The sequence below is a fragment of the Streptomyces griseorubiginosus genome (assembly GCF_017614965.1).
In the GTDB taxonomy this organism is placed as follows: Bacteria; Actinomycetota; Actinomycetes; order Streptomycetales; family Streptomycetaceae; genus Streptomyces; species Streptomyces griseorubiginosus_B.
Window position 1 is genome coordinate 41,910 of sequence record NZ_WVUG01000003.1, and the last position, 15,908, is coordinate 57,817.

At 72.6% G+C, this 15,908-nt stretch carries 16 protein-coding genes; 8 read left to right on the forward strand and 8 right to left on the reverse strand.

The features are described from left to right. Window positions 1-152: 152 nt before the first annotated feature. Window positions 153-872 carry a ferredoxin reductase gene (locus GRC12_RS01160; protein WP_308286444.1) on the reverse strand — a complete coding sequence of 240 codons (720 nt, stop codon included), beginning with the start codon at window positions 870-872 and terminating at the stop codon, window positions 153-155. 91 nt (window positions 873-963) lie between these two features. After that, the gene (locus GRC12_RS01165) at window positions 964-1,569 is read right to left on the reverse strand and encodes a sulfite oxidase-like oxidoreductase (protein WP_208776710.1); all 606 of its coding nucleotides are present in this window, start codon (window positions 1,567-1,569) and stop codon (window positions 964-966) included. A gap of 212 nt (window positions 1,570-1,781) precedes the next feature. Between GRC12_RS01165 and GRC12_RS01170 the strand changes: the two genes are divergently transcribed. Both GRC12_RS01170 and GRC12_RS01175 read left to right on the forward strand, forming a co-directional pair. Further along, window positions 1,782-2,708, forward strand: a complete 927-nt coding sequence (locus GRC12_RS01170) for an NADP-dependent oxidoreductase (RefSeq protein WP_208776711.1) — start codon at window positions 1,782-1,784, stop codon at window positions 2,706-2,708. Next, window positions 2,705-3,415: a GNAT family N-acetyltransferase gene (locus tag GRC12_RS01175; RefSeq protein ID WP_208776712.1), complete on the forward strand. Its 711-nt coding sequence runs from the start codon at window positions 2,705-2,707 to the stop codon at window positions 3,413-3,415. The genes GRC12_RS01170 and GRC12_RS01175 overlap by 4 nt, the downstream gene beginning before the upstream one ends. A gap of 11 nt (window positions 3,416-3,426) precedes the next feature. Here the strand turns inward: GRC12_RS01175 and GRC12_RS01180 are convergent, their stop codons facing one another. Further along, complete coding sequence (locus GRC12_RS01180) at window positions 3,427-3,909, reverse strand: MarR family winged helix-turn-helix transcriptional regulator (protein ID WP_208776713.1); 483 nt, start codon at window positions 3,907-3,909, stop codon at window positions 3,427-3,429. A gap of 212 nt (window positions 3,910-4,121) precedes the next feature. Between GRC12_RS01180 and GRC12_RS01185 the strand changes: the two genes are divergently transcribed. Beyond that, window positions 4,122-4,922 carry a putative protein N(5)-glutamine methyltransferase gene (locus GRC12_RS01185; protein ID WP_208776714.1) on the forward strand — a complete coding sequence of 267 codons (801 nt, stop codon included), beginning with the start codon at window positions 4,122-4,124 and terminating at the stop codon, window positions 4,920-4,922. 174 nt (window positions 4,923-5,096) lie between these two features. Here GRC12_RS01185 and GRC12_RS01190 read toward each other — a convergent pair whose 3' ends face one another. Next, window positions 5,097-5,852: a hypothetical protein gene (locus tag GRC12_RS01190; RefSeq protein ID WP_208776715.1), complete on the reverse strand. Its 756-nt coding sequence runs from the start codon at window positions 5,850-5,852 to the stop codon at window positions 5,097-5,099. A 114-nt stretch (window positions 5,853-5,966) separates the two neighbouring features. Next, a complete protein-coding gene (locus tag GRC12_RS01195; RefSeq protein WP_208776716.1) occupies window positions 5,967-8,033 on the reverse strand; it encodes a SpoIIE family protein phosphatase in 2,067 nt (688 codons plus the stop codon). A gap of 278 nt (window positions 8,034-8,311) precedes the next feature. Here GRC12_RS01195 and GRC12_RS01200 point away from each other — a divergent pair, with 278 nt between their 5' ends. The 4 genes from GRC12_RS01200 to GRC12_RS01215 all read left to right on the forward strand — a co-directional run bounded on the left by GRC12_RS01200 (window position 8,312) and on the right by GRC12_RS01215 (window position 12,363). Beyond that, window positions 8,312-9,187 (forward strand): hypothetical protein, encoded by an 876-nt coding sequence (locus GRC12_RS01200; RefSeq protein ID WP_208776717.1) that lies wholly within the window; start codon window positions 8,312-8,314, stop codon window positions 9,185-9,187. A 105-nt stretch (window positions 9,188-9,292) separates the two neighbouring features. Then, on the forward strand, window positions 9,293-9,661 hold the full coding sequence (locus GRC12_RS01205) for a hypothetical protein (protein WP_133045213.1): 369 nt from the start codon (window positions 9,293-9,295) through the stop codon (window positions 9,659-9,661). 114 nt (window positions 9,662-9,775) lie between these two features. Next, window positions 9,776-11,791: an NADPH-dependent 2,4-dienoyl-CoA reductase gene (locus GRC12_RS01210; protein ID WP_208776718.1), complete on the forward strand. Its 2,016-nt coding sequence runs from the start codon at window positions 9,776-9,778 to the stop codon at window positions 11,789-11,791. Window positions 11,792-11,811: 20 nt separating this feature from the next. Next, window positions 11,812-12,363, forward strand: a complete 552-nt coding sequence (locus tag GRC12_RS01215; protein WP_208776719.1) for a PadR family transcriptional regulator — start codon at window positions 11,812-11,814, stop codon at window positions 12,361-12,363. Window positions 12,364-12,375: 12 nt separating this feature from the next. Here GRC12_RS01215 and GRC12_RS01220 read toward each other — a convergent pair whose 3' ends face one another. Continuing rightward, complete coding sequence (locus tag GRC12_RS01220) at window positions 12,376-12,924, reverse strand: hypothetical protein (RefSeq protein WP_208776720.1); 549 nt, start codon at window positions 12,922-12,924, stop codon at window positions 12,376-12,378. 156 nt (window positions 12,925-13,080) lie between these two features. Beyond that, window positions 13,081-14,055: a fibronectin type III domain-containing protein gene (locus GRC12_RS01225; RefSeq protein ID WP_308286441.1), complete on the reverse strand. Its 975-nt coding sequence runs from the start codon at window positions 14,053-14,055 to the stop codon at window positions 13,081-13,083. A 377-nt stretch (window positions 14,056-14,432) separates the two neighbouring features. Between GRC12_RS01225 and GRC12_RS01230 the strand changes: the two genes are divergently transcribed. Continuing rightward, window positions 14,433-15,128: a glycoside hydrolase family 75 protein gene (locus GRC12_RS01230; RefSeq protein WP_208776722.1), complete on the forward strand. Its 696-nt coding sequence runs from the start codon at window positions 14,433-14,435 to the stop codon at window positions 15,126-15,128. 7 nt (window positions 15,129-15,135) lie between these two features. On the opposite strand, the gene GRC12_RS01235 is transcribed toward GRC12_RS01230, so the two are convergent. Continuing rightward, window positions 15,136-15,897 (reverse strand): SDR family NAD(P)-dependent oxidoreductase, encoded by a 762-nt coding sequence (locus tag GRC12_RS01235; protein ID WP_208776723.1) that lies wholly within the window; start codon window positions 15,895-15,897, stop codon window positions 15,136-15,138. Window positions 15,898-15,908: the final 11 nt, after the last annotated feature.

Here is a 15,908-nt window from a genome sequence, read left to right on the forward strand (position 1 = left end):
AAACCGGAGGGGCCATACGTTCAGCCGCACCTGCTTGGTCCGTATTGTCCCCCCGGACCGTGTACGCGCGCGAGTGCCCATGAGAACCGGGTACCCACAGCCTCGAAGATCGCTCCCCGTGAACGGCCGGTGACGGCCCCGGTGTCCGGCCGTCAGCCGAAGCGTTCGATGCGGATCCGGTCCACCGGCTGGCCCGCCTCGACCAGCAGGCGCGAGGCGTGCTCCGCGAAGGAGTTCGAGCCGCACACATAGGCCTCCCATCCACCGTCGGGCGGCTCGGCCAGGAGCGGCGCCACATGTGCGGCGGCCATACGTCCCACCGCCACGCCCCGCGGTGCGCGGCGCGTGAACACGGGCGTCGTCTCGGCGCCCAACTCCCGTGCGTAGACGAGCTCCTCCGGGCTGCGCGCGGACACCAGCAGCCGCAGCGGCACGTCGAGGCCGCGCGCCCGGTGGTGCCGGACCATCGACATCAGCGGAACGACCCCGGAGCCCGCGCCGATGAGCAGGGCGGGCCGGTCGCCGGGCCAGGCGAAGAACCCGCTCACCGGACCGCGCACCTCCACCACGTCGCCCGGCTCGGCCACCGTGTGGAACCAGCCGGAGACCTCGCCGCCCTCCACGTGGTCCAGGGTCAGCTCGATGTGCCCGCTGTCGTCCGGCGCGGAGGCGATCGAGTAGTGGCGCTGGGCCGCATAACCGTCCTCGGCGGTCAGCCGCAGCATCAGGTGCTGTCCCGGGAGGTGCCCCGGCCAGGCGGGCACCGAGAACCGGAACGTCGAGACGTACGGCGTCTCACAGCGGACCTCGGTCAGGGTGGCCGTCTGCCAGACCGCGGCGGCCTGGCCGCTCACGGCGATACGGCCGGGCACGGCGAAGCGGGTCGGGGGAGTGAAGGCGGGAGAAGGGGTCGCCGGCGAGGAAGGGGCCTTTTCCGAGGAAGGCGTCGCCGCGGTCGTCTGCTCAGTCACCGGAGTACCGCTGCTCCTCCCACGGGTTGCCGCGCTCGTGGTAGCCGTTCCGCTCCCAGAAACCCGGCTCGTCGTGGTCGAGAAGCCGGATGCCCGCGATCCACTTGGCGCTCTTCCAGAAGTACAGGTGCGGCACCAGCAGCCGTGCCGGCCCGCCGTGCTCGGGAGCGAGCGGCTCGCCCTCGTACGTGAACGCGATCCAGGCCCGGCCGCCGGTGAGGTCCGCGAGCGGCAGGTTCGCGGTGTACCCGGTGTGCGAGTAGGCGACGGCATGGGTGGCGGACGCCTGGGGCCGCACCACGTCCAGGAAGGCGTCCAGCGACACGCCCCCGAACCGGACCCCGAACTTCGACCAGCTCGTCACACAGTGGATGTCACCCTCGTAGGCCGACGCCGGCAGTGCGTGCGCCGCGTCCCAGTCCCAGGTGCACGGCCGCTCGACCAGCCCGTCGACGCGGAAGGTCCAGTCGTCCGGCGCCAGCGCGGGGGTGACCTCCGCGGACAGGACGGGCCAGTCGTCGCCCGTGTCGTACTGGCCGGGCGGGAGGCCCGGACGGTGGGCGCGGGGGCGCCCGGTGAAACCTCGGGTGACGTTCATACGGATCCAGCGGGACGGAAGTGATGGCCTACCGGGTCAACCGTACGTGCCACCCGGATCCGCTCCGGCCCCGGGCCGCCCGTCGATCATTAAAGACGTATGAACACTCCCCGGCCCCGGGAATAGCGCCCCCCGCCCGCGCCTTGCCGCCTGATGCCGGAACCGGTGTCCCGTACACCCGGTGACCACGCGGCAGCGAAGGAGAGTGGAGCATGCCCAAGGCGTACGTCTACACGCGCTTCGGCGGACCGGAGACCGAGGCCCTCGTCGACCTGGACCGCCCCAGCCCGGGGCCTGGGCAGGTGCTGGTCGCGGTGCGGGCCGCCGGTGTGAACCCCGTCGACTGGAAACTGCGCACCGGCTTCCGGCGCCCGGGCGAGAGCGGTGAGCCCGTGTTTCCGGTGGTGCTGGGCAACGAGGTCTCCGGTGTCGTCGTCGAGACCGGTGCCGGCGTGACGGGGTTCGCCGCCGGGGACGAGGTGTTCGGGAACACCGCGACCGGCGGTTACGCCGAGTACACGCTGCTGCCCGCCGACATCACGGCGCACAAGCCGGCCGCCCTCTCCTTCCGGGACGCGGCCACCCTCCCGGTCGCGGCCGCGACCGCTTACGACGGCGTCCACCAGTTGGGCCTGCCCGCCGGCGCGACCATCCTGGTCACCGGCGCGGGCGGCGGCGTCGGCAGCGCGGCCGTGCAGATCGCCCGCGCCCTCGGCCTGCGGGTGGTGGGCGTCGCGAGCGAGGCGAAGAAGGACTTCGTGGAGGCGCTGGGCGCGGTGCACGTCCCCTCGGGCCCGGACCTGGCGGCGCGGGTGCGCGCGGCGGCGCCCGACGGCGTGGACGGTGTCTACGACCTGGTCGGCGAAGAGGTGCTCATCGAGGCGGCGACACTGCTCGAGGACCGTACGAAGCTGATCACCGCCGCCGCGCCACCCGCGACCGTCGAGGAACTCGGCGGGGCCCGGGTCGCCCGAGCCCGCAACGCGGCGGTCCTCGACGCCGTGGCCCAGCTGGTGATCGACGGCGACCTGGACCCGCACGTGACCGGCACCTACCCGCTGGAGCGGGCCGGCGAGGCACTGCGCGAGGTCGAGGACGGCCACGCGCGCGGCAAGATCGTGATCGAGGTCGCCGCGTGAGCCACGTCCTGGACAACCCCGCTCTCGCCTCCCTGACCGGCCCGCACGCCCACTTCGCCGAGTGGCACGGCCGGGTGGTGCGCTACCCGGTCGACGTGACGCCCTGGCTGGCGCTGCCCGACGAGCCCGACGCCGGTGACTGGGCCGACCTCGCGGCCCTCGCGGGCCCCGGCGCCGAGGTGCCGCTGCTCGGCTTCAGCGGCGCGGTGCCGGCCGGCTGGGAGGTCACCTTCCACGTCGAGGGCGTGCAGTTGGTCGACGACGGTCTCGAGGCCGCGCCCGAGCCGGAGGCCGTCCGCCTCGGTCCCGCCGACGTCCCCGAGATGCTCGACCTGGTCGAACGCACCCGGCCCGGCCCGTTCCTGCCCCGCACCATCGAAATGGGCACCTACCTGGGCATACGGCGGGACGGCGCGCTGATAGCGATGGCGGGGGAGCGGCTGCATCCGCCGGGCGGGACCGAGATCAGCGCTGTCTGCACCGACCCCGCCTTCCGCGGGGAGGGCCTCGCCACCCGGCTGATCCGCGCCGTCGCCCACGGCATACGGGAACGCGGCGAGACCCCGTTCCTGCACACCGGCGCCGGCAACACGAACGCCATCCGCCTCTACGAGTCCCTCGGCTTCCGACTGCGGCGCACCACCACGTTCGGCGCGGCCCGCGTACCGGAACACCTCGCGGACGAACAGGCGGTGACGGTCGCTTAGGGTACGCCGGATCAGAGCCGCGAGGTGACGCCGTCCGCCCGTCCCGAGGTGTTGTAGCGCACCAGATAGGAGGCGAACCGCTCCAGGTCCTCCTCCGGCCAGCCCGCCAGCCGCTCGCGGAAGGCCGACCTGCGGCTGTCGGTGACCTGGGCGAGGATCTCGCTCCCTGCGTCGGTCAGTTGCAGGACCTGGACGCGGTGGTCGTCGGCGTCCAGCCGCCGCTCGATCAGCCGGGCCCGCTCCAGCGCGGCCACCTGGCGGCTGACCGTCGACTTGTCCAGGGCGTAGTGGGCGGCCAGGTCGGTGGCCCGGCAACCGCCGCTCTCCTCCAGATGGCCCAGCAGCGTGTACGACACCAGGGACAGCTCGGGGTGCATCCGTCCCGCCGACGCCCGGGCGCGGCGGGCGAAGACCGTCATCTCACGCTGAATCGTCTCCACGGCCTCGTCCGCGTCCACCGGCTCCTCCTCACTCCGGCCCTCGCCTAGTTGCATAATACAACTTGAAACCGAGGAGGCCGTCCCCGTCCGAGGGTTGGGGTAGTGTTTCCGTCCGGCCGCGGAATGTCCCGGCCGCCAAAGAACGAGGAGGTGAGACCCATTACCGCTGTGTCAGCCCGGGTGCTCTCGCCTCTGGTCGAAGCGGACCGCCGCCGGTAGGCGACCGCTGGAGCGCCCTTCGCCCCACCGAAAGGCTCTCGGCTTCCATGCCTTCATCTCCCTCGTCGTCCTCGGCGTCCCCGTCGGTCGAATCCGTCGCCGCCGTCCTGCGCTCGGCGGGCTGCGTCTTCGCCGAGGACGAGGCCCGGTTGATCCTGTCCCAGGCCCGCACACCGCGGGAACTCACCGCCCTGGTCGACCGCCGCGTGGCCGGTCTCCCCCTCGAACTCGTCCTGGGGTGGGCGGAGTTCCGCGGCCTGCGCATCCTCGTCGAACCGGGCGTCTTCGTACCCCGCCGCCGTACCGAGTTCCTCGTCGAGCAGGCTCTTGCCCAGGCCCCCGGGGCGTCCGTCGTGGTGGACCTGTGCTGCGGCTCGGGTGCCGTCGGCACCGCTCTGGCCACCGCGCTCGGCGACGCCGAACTGCACGCCGCCGACATCGACCCGGCCGCGGTGCGCTGCGCCCGCCGCAATGTCGCCGGCGTCGGCGGACACGTGCACGCGGGCGATCTGTTCGCCGCACTGCCGGCCCGCCTGCGGGGCCGTGTCGACATCCTCGCCGCCAACGTCCCCTATGTGCCCACCGACGAGGTGGGTCTGCTGCCCGCCGAGGCCCGCGATCACGAACCGCTGGTCGCCCTCGACGGCGGCACGGACGGACTCGACGTCCTGCGCCGGGTCGCGGCCGAGGCGCCGCACTGGCTGGCACCGGGCGGTTGCCTCCTGACCGAGACGAGCGAGGCACAGGCACCCGCGGCCGTCGAGGCGTTCACCGGCGCCGGACTGACGGCCCGTCCGGCGGTCTCGGAGGAGTGGAACGCCCATGTGGTGATCGGCTCCAGGCGCTGAGCGCTCCGCTGGGATCGCCGGATGTGCCGTCGCTCGTCCGCGGCGCCGTCGGGGCACTGCTGAACCGCAATGGACTGCACCGGGACCGCTTGGACGGGCGTGCTGAGCCGCACCAGGCCACAGCGCAGGTACGCCGGTACAGCCGCCGCGGGGCAGCGGGGCCGCGCCGGTTCGTCAGGTCGTCGCCCCGCTGCCCTGCGGGCTCGTCGACGGTGACGGCATCCGCCAGTCGTGGGGGCCGTGGCCGCCGAAGCCGCCGCGCCAGCCGCCCGGGTTCCGGTCGCCTGGGCCCTCGTCGCCGGGGCCCTTGTCGGCGAAGGTTCCGGACAGGACGCGGGTGGCGGTGCGGGTGCCGTCGTCCGCGCGGGTGCCGACCAGGACCGCGCTCTCGCCCTTCTTGATGCCGTCGGTCCCGGAATCCTCGGTGCCGTCGTGCACGACCGTGGTGTCCGAGTTCAAGGTCCATGTCCAGGAGGCGCCGTCCTCGCTCTTGACGGTGACCTGGTCGCCGGAGATCTTCTCGACGGTGCCGCGCTGCCAGACCCGTACCACCCACTTGCCGGTGTCCTGGTCCTTCACCGTGGCCTCGCCGTGCACGCCCATGCCGCCGAAGCCGAACCACCGGCCGCCGTGCCGGCCCTCGGGCCCGCTCGGGGACGGCGACGCGGAGCCGGACGCGGACGGGGTGGCGCCGCCGCCCGAGCCGCCGGAGGTCGTCGCGTAGGCGACGGTGCCGCCGAGGGCCAGGACGGCGACCGTCGCCGCCGCGATCACCGCGCGGGACCGGGCGGAGCGCCGCCGCCAGACCCTGTCCCAGGCCTCGCCCGAGGCGGGGTCGGCGCCGCCCGGGCCCGTCATCACTTCCCAGTCCGGTGTCGTCCCGCCATGCCGGTCCGGCGATCCTCCGGCAGTGGGTTCCTGATCCGTCACGGCTCGCTCCCATCGGCCAAGGCACCGGGCATCCGTATGCCACACCTACCTGTGATTGTGCGATGGGCGCGATAAGGGTCAGGTAATCAGTACCTGTGAGAACACGCGTACGGGTCAGTGCGGCTGCTGGACCCGGGCGATGAGCAGGGCCACGTCGTCGGAGTTGTCCGGCTGGTGCAGGGTGCGCAGCAGCAGGTCGCAGACCTCCTCCAGCGGGCGGTCGGGGCCGTCGAGCAGGGCCAGGAACGCGTCCAGGCGTTCGTCGAGGGGGTGCTGGCGGGTCTCGACGAGGCCGTCGGTGTAGAAGACCAGCCGGTCGCCGGGCTCCAGGTCGACCGTGGTGGTGGAGAAGGCGACCCCGCCGACGCCCAGCGGCGCCCCGGTGGGCAGTTCCAGCAGCTCAGGGGGGTGCCCCTCACGCAGCCTGGCCGGCGGCAGGTGCCCCGCGTTGGCGATGCGGCACTGTCGCAGCTCGCGGTCGTGGACCGCGTACACGCAGGTGGCGATGGAGTGGTCCAGGCCCTCGGTGATCCGGTCGAGGTGCTCCAGGAGCCGGGCCGGGTCGAGGTCGAGGGAGGCGAGGGTGTTGGTCGCGGTGCGCAGCCGTCCCATGGTGGCCGCCGCGTTGATGCCGCTGCCCATCACGTCGCCGACGACGAGCGCGGTCTTGCCGTCCTCCAGCGGGATCACGTCGAACCAGTCGCCGCCGACCTCGCTGGTGGCGCCCGCGGGCTGGTAACGGGAGGCGACCTCCAGGCCCCCGATGACAGGCGGATGGCTGGGCAGCAGGCTGCGCTGCAGGGTGAGGGCGGTGTCGCGGGCGTTCTGGTACCAGCGGGCGTTGTCGATCTGCACCGCCGCCCGCGCCGCGAGTTCGCGGGCGAGCAGCAGGTCGTCCTCGCTGAACGGCACGGGGTTGCGGGTGCGTTCCAGCTCCAGGGCGCCCAGCACCTCGCCGCGCGCGATCAGCGGTACCGCCAGATAGGAGTGCACGCCCGCCTCGGCCAACTGCCCGGCCGCCTCCTCGGAGCGGGCGATGCGGGGCAGGTCGGCGGCCTCGACCTCGGCGACCATGACCGGCCGGGCCGTGCGCACGCACTCGGTGACCAGGAGGTCGGGGCCGTACCGGGCCACCTTTTCCGGCCGGTCGGCGGCCGCCGGCACCCGAGGGGCGTCGTCGGCCCGCACGGCCAGGGCCCGTATGTCGGCCGGCTCCGAGGGACCCAGTGTGCTGCGTCTGCCCTGGACCACCGCCTCGAGCAGGTCCACCGACGCCCAGTCGGCCAGCTCCGGCACCGCGACCTCCGCCAACTCGCAGGCGGTACGGTCCAGTTCCAGCGTGGTGCCGATCCGGGCGGAGGCGTCCGCGATGAGTGTCAATCGCCGCCGGGCGGCCTCCGCCTCCACCCGCGCCCGGTGCTCCTCGGTGGTGTCGAGTATCGACCCCGCAACTCCCAGTACGTGTCCGAACGCGTCCTCCAGCCGGTACAGCGAGATCGACCAGGCGCGCTCCTCGTCCGGATCGGCCGGGGTGCGGCCCACGGTCCGCTGGTCGACGAGCGGCCGCCCGGTCTCCAGCACCCGGCGCGCCGCTGCCTCCAGCGCCTCGACCTCCAGGTTGGGCACGACCTCGGCGATACGGCGGCCGATGTGATCCTCGGCCGGCACTCCGTTCAGCCGCTCCAGAGCCGGGTTGACGGAGACGTACCGCAGCTCGGTGTCCAGGACGGCCAGTCCGATGGGGGACTGCGCGATCATCCGCGTGGACAGCGCCACGTCCCGCTCCAGCCGCCGTACCGTCGACCGGTCGGCGCACAGGCCCAGCGCGTAGACGTCGCCCTGGTCGTCCAGCAGCCGCATGTTGCGGAACTCCACCAGGCGGGTGCTGCCGTCCTTGCGCCGGATGGGGAAGGCGCCGGCCCAGCTCTGGCCGGTCACCATCACGTCGGCGAACAGCTTCACGACCAGGTCGAGGTGCTGCTCGTGCACCATGATCCGGGCCGCGTACTCGCCGAGGGCCTCCTTCGCCGGATAGCCGAACAGCTCCTCGGCCTGCGGGCTCCACAGCACGACCCGTCCCTGGGCGTCCAGGACCACCGAGGCCACGCCCAGGACGTCGAGCAGACCGCTCGGGCGCACCGACTCGTCGCCGTCGGTCACCGGAAACCCAGGTGCACTCATTCCACGCACCGCCTTCGTTCCTTGACGCGGCACGCCGTTCCCCCGTGCCGACTCCCCTGTTCTACCGCGCTCAACCGTCGCTGTGACGCCTGTGTCGCCCACCTCCACCATCTCTCGACACAGGCGGCGGCGTCCTCGAAGTGGTGACGACGGTACCGGCCACGGGCCGTCGCCGAAGCGACGACCCCCGTTACCAATCTGGTCTGTACATGACCATCTGGCGCGGCCAGACTGTCCGCCGAGCAGGCCCGCCCCCACCTCCACCGAGGAGCCCTCGCATGCCTCTGCGCGCCCGGCGACGTCGTCACGCGGCCCTGACCGCGGCCCTCGCCCTCGCCACCGCCGCCCTGCTGTCCGCCGCCCCGCCCGCCTCCGCCGCCGACACCTGGAGCGAGGTCGGCTCCGACCGCGCCGACCCGCTGACCGAGAGCCAGGGCCTCACCTCCGTCGAGGTCCCGGCGGGCAGCCCCAACCGTTACACCGGCATCGGCACCATCCCGATCGGCGTCTCCAGCCGCGGCTGGAACCACGTCGGCGATCCCGACGCCTCCTACAACGGCTACTACGTAGAGCCCTACCAGGCCGACTCCGGCACCGCGAAGATGTACCGCGTCCAGGCACCCGGCGGCGGCTGGTCCGAGTACGTCCACACGCTGAGCCCCGGGGAGGCGCTGAACAACTCCTGGGACGCGATCTCGCCCGACGGCCAGTGGATGCTGTCGGGGGAGTACGGCACCATGACCCGCTTCCTGGTCTTCCCGACACCCGGCGTCAACGCGAGCACCTCGCCCTCGGCGAACCTCCCGCAGGTCGCGACCGTCAACCTCGACCACGCCGTCCGTGACGTGCAGGGCTGCGACTTCTCCGGACCCACGACCCTGCTGTGCTCCTCCGACGACCCCGCGGGCACGCTCTTCGGCATCACCAAGCCGCTGCTCCAGGTCGACCTGTCCGCCGCGCCGAACGGCACCTCGGACGTCTCGGGCCATGTCACCGCCCTGCGTCAGCTGCCCCTGCGCAGCGGCTGCTCGGGCACCTTCGAGGCGGAGGGCATCGACTACGACCGCCGGGACGGCACCCTGCGCGTGATCGTCGTCTCGCCGGGCTTCTGTGTGCTGACGGACAGCAAGACCTACCGCTTCAAGAAGAGCTGAGCGGCTCGCTGGTACGGCCCGGGCAGTGGTGCTTTTCTGGGGATGTGACGTGGTTCGCCGGGAGCCCGCCGGACCGCGTCACCGCCCATGAGAGGAGCGATCACGATGGACCGTGAGCGACTGCACGAGGAGCCGGTCTCCCTCGAGATCAGCGGATGCAGCAAGGAGGACGCACGGATCGTCTTCGACACGCTGTGCGCGTGCTTCGAGTCCGACCGGGGCGCCGACGAGGTGCCGCAGCAGCTGCACGAGACGCGGCCGATGGTGTGGCTCGGCACGTTCGAGGTGACGGACGCGCACGAGTGTCCGGTGCCGACGCGGCTGTCGTCCTCGGTCGAGTTGGACGCGCAGGGGGGTTACTGGGCGATCGAGCGGCTGCGCAGCACGTTGGAGCCGTTGTTCACGGTGCGGGATCTCTCGTCGGCCTCCGGCGACCAGGAGCGTGAGCTGCATGTGATCTTGGAGGGTCGCTGAGCTTCGGCCCCTGCGGAGCCGCTGAGGTTCGGCCCTCCTCCTTTGTGCAACTAGTTGCACAAACGCGGTGCGGTCCCCTACAAATGAGGGACCACACCGCGACGGAGGGGCGCCATGAGCCGTTACCCGCATCTGCTGAACCCGCTCGACCTGGGCTTCACCACGCTGCCCAACCGCGTCCTCATGGGTTCCATGCACGTCGGCCTGGAGGAGGCCGAGCGCGGCTTCGAGCGGATGGCGGAGTTCTACGCGGCCCGGGCCCGCGGTGGCGTGGGCCTGATCGTCACCGGCGGGATCGCGCCCAACGAGGCGGGGCGGCCGTACGAGGGCGGGGCGAAGCTGACCACCGAGGCGGAGGCCGAGCAGCATGCGGTGATCACCGAGGCCGTGCACCGCGAGGGCGGCCGGATCGCGATGCAGATCCTGCACTTCGGGCGGTACGCCTACCACGAGGACCTGGCCGCGCCGAGCCCGCTGCAGGCGCCGATCAGCCCCTTCGTGCCCCGGGAGCTGACCGACGACGAGGTCGAGCAGACCATCGAGGACTACGCCCGCGCCGCCCGGCTGGCCCGGCGGGCCGGCTACGACGGCGTCGAGATCATGGGCTCCGAGGGCTACCTCATCAACGAGTTCATCGCCGCGCAGACCAACCACCGCACCGACCGCTGGGGCGGCTCGTACGAGAACCGGATGCGTTTCCCGGTCGAGATCGTCCGCCGGGTGCGCGAGGCCGTCGGCGAGGACTTCATCATCGTCTACCGGCTGTCCATGCTGGACCTGGTCCCCGGCGGCTCCACGCTCGACGAGGTGATCACGCTCGCCCAGGCCGTCGAGGCGGCCGGTGCGACCATCATCAACACCGGCATCGGCTGGCACGAGGCCCGCATCCCCACCATCGCCACCTCCGTGCCACGCGGCGCCTACACCTGGGTCACCCGGCGGATCATGGGCCGGGTGTCGATCCCGCTGGTCACCACCAACCGCATCAACACCCCGGAACTCGCCGAGGAGTTGCTCGCCGAGGGTTACGCGGACATGGTGTCGATGGCCCGCCCGATGCTCGCCGACCCGGACTTCGTCGCCAAGGCCGCGGCCGGGACGCCCGAGGCCATCAACACCTGCATCGGCTGCAACCAGGCCTGCCTCGACCACACCTTCAGCGGGAAGATCACCTCCTGCCTGGTCAACCCGCGCGCCTGCCACGAGACCGAGCTGGTGCTCTCGCCGACCCGCCTGACCAAGCGCGTCGCCGTCGTCGGGGCCGGTCCCGCCGGGCTCGCCTGCGCGGTGTCCGCGGCCGAACGCGGCCACACCGTCACGCTGTTCGACGCGGCGAGCGAGATCGGCGGTCAGCTGAACGTGGCCCGCAAGGTCCCCGGCAAGCAGGAGTTCGACGAGACCCTGCGCTACTTCCGCCACCAGCTCGACGCCCACGGTGTGGACGTACGTCTGAACACCCCTGTCGAAGCAGGTGACTTGGCGGACTACGACGAGGTGGTCGTCGCCACCGGCGTCACCCCGCGCACCCCGGACATCCCGGGCGTCGACCACCCCAGCGTCGTCGGCTACCTCGACGTCCTGCGCGGCGAGGCACCCGTCGGCCAGCGCGTCGCCGTCCTCGGCGCCGGCGGCATCGGCTTCGACGTCGCCGAGTTCCTGACCGACGGCGGCGACGCGGCGAGCGAGGACCCGGAGACGTACTTCCGGCAGTGGGGCGTCGACATGGACTACCGGGCGCCCGGCGGCCTCGCCGCACCGAAGCGCAGCGCTCCGCCGCGCACCGTGCACCTGCTCCAGCGCAAGACGTCGAAGGTCGGCGCGGGCCTGGGCAAGACCACCGGCTGGATCCACCGCACCGAGCTCAAGCACCGCGGCGTCACCATGGTCCCGGGCGTGCGCTACGACCGCATCGACGACGCCGGACTGCACATCACCGTCGGTGAGGAGTCCACCATCCTGCCCGTCGACACCATCGTGCTGTGCACCGGCCAGGAGCCGCGCCGCGACCTGTACGAGGAGCTGGTCGCCGCCGGGCGCGCCGCGCACCTGATCGGGGGTGCGGACGTGGCCGCGGAGCTGGACGCCAAGCGGGCGATCCTGCAGGGCACCGAGGTCGCGGCCGCCCTGTAGAGCCTCCCTAGGATGTGCCCATGTCCCTCCCGCACGCGATCCTCACCGCCCTGCTCGAGAAGCCGTCCTCGGGGCTGGAGCTGACCCGCCGCTTCGACCGGTCGATCGGCTACTTCTGGTCGGCTACGCATCAGCAGATCTACCGCGAGCTGGGGAAGCTGGAGGCCGACGGTCACATCCGGGCGCTGCCCACCGAGCAGCCGGCCCGCGGGCAGAAGAAGAGCTACGAGGTCCTGCCCGCGGGACGCGCCGAACTGGCCCGCTGGACCGCCGCCTCCCAGGACCCCAGGCCCCACCGCGACACGCTGCTGCTGCGGCTGCGCGCGTCGGCGGTGGTGGGGACGGAGGGCATCGAGGCCGATCTGCGCCGCCATCTCGAGCTGCACCGGCGGCAGTTGGCGGAGTACGAGGAGATCGAGAAGCGCGACTTCCCGCCCGGCCGGGACACTTGCGAGGACAAGCTGCGCCACCTGGTCCTGCGGGCGGGCATCGAGCTGGAGACCTTCTGGACCCGGTGGCTCACCGACGCGCTGGAGGAGTTCGGCGAACTGCCGGACTCCGGCCCGGCGTGAGCCCGTTGGCCCTCAGAGGCGGTACGGCTTCGAGCGGCGGCGCAGGAACCAGCCGGACGCGATGACGCCCGCCCCGACCAGCGCGCCGCCCACGCCCAGCGTGACCGGGCCGTAGTCCTTGACGGCACCTCCGAGACCGCCCATGACGCCGCGGGACGGCGAGGAGGTGGCGGAGATGGTCGGCGACGAGGGGGCCGCGACGATGATGGACTGCGTGCCCGCGGTGGTGTTGTTGAAGGAGCACATCACGATGACGGTGTAGGTGCCGGGGCTCACGCCCTGCCACGCCGCCGACTGCTGGCTGGTCGTCCCGGCGAGCGCCACCTGGCGCCCCTGGGCGAAGTTCGACTGGCTGCTGTTGAGCAGTGAGGCCGTGCCCCACATGCCGCTGCTGCTGGTCTGGTTGCACACGGTGGTGGTCACCGAGACGGTCGAACCGCTGGTGCTCACCGAGATGCCCGTCCCCACCGCCGAGGCGGACGGGGCGGCCAGGGCCAGGGGCAGCGCGGCGACGGCCGCCACCGCCAGGCCGGAGCGGATCGGAAGCTGGGAGTTGCGCATCAGGACTGCCCTCCGGCGGCACGGTCGGCGGTACATCCCTGGTGCCGCCGAGGGTCGGGGAACACCCGTGCTGCCTCAGGGGCAGCCAATGCGCCCCGGGTCCACCGCGCATGCGGACGGCCCCCGCTCAGGTGACGGATTCCTTCGTCCGGCCCATCAGCCGGTCGTCACGGTCCGCTCCGCCGAGAACCCGCCCCAGGTCCCGTCGGGCAGCCGTGCCCGGATCCGCACCCGGTGGCTCACCCCCGCCTTCCGGCCCACGTAGAAGGAGTACGACGCCCGTTCGCGCGGCGCGTTCGCGCCGTACACGAGCGAGGTCGCCGTCCGCCCGTCCAGCAGGATCTGGTACTCGCCGACCACGCCGTCCGTGCGCGGCGGGACCCAGGACAGGTCCAGGAAGTACGCGCCGTCGGCGCGGTGAGCGGTCACGCCGAAGCCGGTGGGCGCGGTGCCGCGGCCGTCGTCCGTGCCGGGAGTGGTGAGACGGACGGCGGGCCCGGGCGGGGAGAGGTTGTCGGCCGCGTCGCGGGCGCGGACGGTGAAGACGTACCGGGTGCCCGGCCGCAGTCCGGTGACCACGGTCGCCGTCTGGCTCCCGCCGACACTGTGGATCTTCGCGGACCCCTGGTAGACGTCGTACGACAGCACGGCCGTGTCGTCCCTCGACGCGGACCAGGCCAGCTGCACCTCCCGGCCGCCCACCGCCCGTCCGCTGGTCCGGCCCGGGCGGGTCGGCGGGGTGTCGTCGGCCGGGACGGCGGCGGGAGTCGTCGCGCGGACCTCCCCGCTGGGCGGCCCGAGGCGGCCCTGTGTGTCGCGCGCCCGCACGGTGAAGACGTACATGGTGGACGGCCTGAGCCTGGTGACGTCCACCATGTGCTCGGAAGCGGGCACCTCCGCTGCCTTTGTGGTGCCCCGATACACCTCGTACGCGCGGACCCGGGGCTGGGCGGACACCGCGTCCCACATCACGTGCACACTGCTGGAGCTGCCCGCCGCCGCGGTGACACCCCCCGGAGCGCCCGGCGCCCGCCCTTCGTCCCCGTCGCCGCCCCAGCCGCAGGAGCAGACCAGGACCAGGCCCGCTATCGGCGCGAGGAGCCGGCGGGGGAGTACGGCGGCACGTGGCACGGCTTCGCCTCCCGGAGGACAGGTCGGCAATGGTCCGTACCAATATGACGCTGTTGTTGCAGGTACATCAAGAGGGCGTCGTAGCGGCACGGGTGGTGACGTGGGCCCGTGGCCGTTACGTATGCTGAAGGTCCTCGCGGCTGAACTCTCCTTGGGGGACGGTGAGTTCATGCCGGTGGCGCGGAACGCTGTCGTCGCTGATCCCGCGCCGGACGCGGGTGGCCGGGCGGCCGGAGCCGACGCGGGCTCAGGTGCCCGGCCCCTGCCCGGACTTCGGGGCGTGCGCCGTACGGCCCCTCAGCGGTAGCCGCACGACCAAAAGGGCAACACATTGGGCTGAGTGTCCGTCAGTGTTCCCCAGGAGAGGGTCCCTCATCGTGCGTGTCCCGTCGCTGACGCCGGCCGTGGCCTGCGCCGCTCTGCTCGCCCTGGCCGCGCTGCCCGCGGCCCGGCACGGCATCGCCGAGGAGCCCGTCGCCTCGCGTGAGGGTGAGGTCGGGGCCGCCGACCTGCTGGCCAAGGTGCGCCACTGCGCCCAGATCTCGCGCGGCCGCTACCGCAGCGACGAGGGCGCCCCGGCCACCGTCCCGGTCTGCGCCACACGGGACGCCGTCTTCTGGAAGGCCGACCTGGACATCGACTGCGACGGCCGGCCCGGCCCGCGCTGCAACCGCCGTACCGACCCGCTGTTCTCCGCCGCCACCGCCTTCCAGCAGTCCGACGGCCGTCATCTGAGCGCGGAGAGCCTGCCGTACATCGTCGTGCCGGCCGTGAGCCGTATCTGGAACCACGGGGATCACGGGGTGCGCGGCGGTTCTGTCGCCGCCGTCGTCTACCGCGATCGGGTGCAGTACGCGGTCGTCGGCGACATCGGCCCCCGCGGGATCATCGGCGAGGCCTCCTACGCCACCGCACGGGGCCTCGGCATCAGCCCCGATCCGCGCGGCGGCGGCGCGGCCTCCGGTGTCACCTACATCGTCTTCAAGGACTCGCAGGTCAAGCCGATCGAGGACCACGCCGCCGCCGTCGCCACCGGACAGCGGCTGGCGCGGCTGTTCGTACGGGGCGAGTGACCGGGCGTCAGACCGCCGACCAGCCGTCGTCCACGGGCAGCACCACGCCGTTGATGTTGCTCGCCGCGTCCGAGGCGAGGAACACGATGGCGGCGGCCTGCTCCTCGGGCTGGGCGATACGGCCGAGGTTGACGAAGTGCGGGCCGAGCGCGGCCGGTCCGTGCGCGGCCTGGTCGGCGTCCACCGCGATGTTGGTCGCGGTGCCGCCCGGGGCGATGGCGTTCGCGCGGATGCCCTGCTTGCGGTACATCACCGCGAGCGACTTGGTGAGCCCCACCACCCCGTGCTTCGAGGCGGTGTAGGCCGCGCCCGCCGCGCTGCCGCGCAGACCCGCCTCCGAGGCGGTGTTGACGACCGAGCCCCGGCCCGCCGCCAGCATGTGCGGCAGCACCGCCCGCGTCAGCAGGAACGGCGCCGTCAGGTTGATCCGGATCACCCGCTCCCACTCGGTGTCGCTCACGTCCGCGAGCGCCGACATACGGTCCATGATCCCGGCGTTGTTCACCAGGACGTCCACCCCGCCGAACCGCTCCACCGCCGTCTCGGCCACCCGGTCGACCACGGCCTGCTCGCTCAGGTCGCCCACGACGGCGACCGCGGTGCCGCCCGCCTGTTCGATGTCCTTGACGGTGGCGTGCGCGCCCTCCTCGTTGAGGTCCGCGACCAGGACCCGGGATCCCTCCGCCGCGAAGGCCAGGGCGGTGGCGCGCCCGATGCCCGAGCCCGCTCCGGTGACTATGACGCTTCTTCCGTCGAGTCCGCTGGCCATGGGGTGCTCCT

What these genes read in the sequence shown, in the direction of transcription:
- GRC12_RS01165 (WP_208776710.1), bottom strand. Translation starts at nt 1,569, where the DNA reads ATGAACGTCACCCGAGGTTTCACCGGGCGCCCCCGCGCCCACCGTCCG.
- GRC12_RS01170 (WP_208776711.1), top strand. Translation starts at nt 1,782, where the DNA reads ATGCCCAAGGCGTACGTCTACACGCGCTTCGGCGGACCGGAGACCGAG.
- GRC12_RS01180 (WP_208776713.1), bottom strand. Translation starts at nt 3,909, where the DNA reads ATGCAACTAGGCGAGGGCCGGAGTGAGGAGGAGCCGGTGGACGCGGAC.
- GRC12_RS01185 (WP_208776714.1), top strand. Translation starts at nt 4,122, where the DNA reads ATGCCTTCATCTCCCTCGTCGTCCTCGGCGTCCCCGTCGGTCGAATCC.
- GRC12_RS01195 (WP_208776716.1), bottom strand. Translation starts at nt 8,033, where the DNA reads ATGAGTGCACCTGGGTTTCCGGTGACCGACGGCGACGAGTCGGTGCGC.
- GRC12_RS01200 (WP_208776717.1), top strand. Translation starts at nt 8,312, where the DNA reads ATGCCTCTGCGCGCCCGGCGACGTCGTCACGCGGCCCTGACCGCGGCC.
- GRC12_RS01205 (WP_133045213.1), top strand. Translation starts at nt 9,293, where the DNA reads ATGGACCGTGAGCGACTGCACGAGGAGCCGGTCTCCCTCGAGATCAGC.
- GRC12_RS01210 (WP_208776718.1), top strand. Translation starts at nt 9,776, where the DNA reads ATGAGCCGTTACCCGCATCTGCTGAACCCGCTCGACCTGGGCTTCACC.
- GRC12_RS01215 (WP_208776719.1), top strand. Translation starts at nt 11,812, where the DNA reads ATGTCCCTCCCGCACGCGATCCTCACCGCCCTGCTCGAGAAGCCGTCC.
- GRC12_RS01220 (WP_208776720.1), bottom strand. Translation starts at nt 12,924, where the DNA reads ATGCGCAACTCCCAGCTTCCGATCCGCTCCGGCCTGGCGGTGGCGGCC.
- GRC12_RS01235 (WP_208776723.1), bottom strand. Translation starts at nt 15,897, where the DNA reads ATGGCCAGCGGACTCGACGGAAGAAGCGTCATAGTCACCGGAGCGGGC.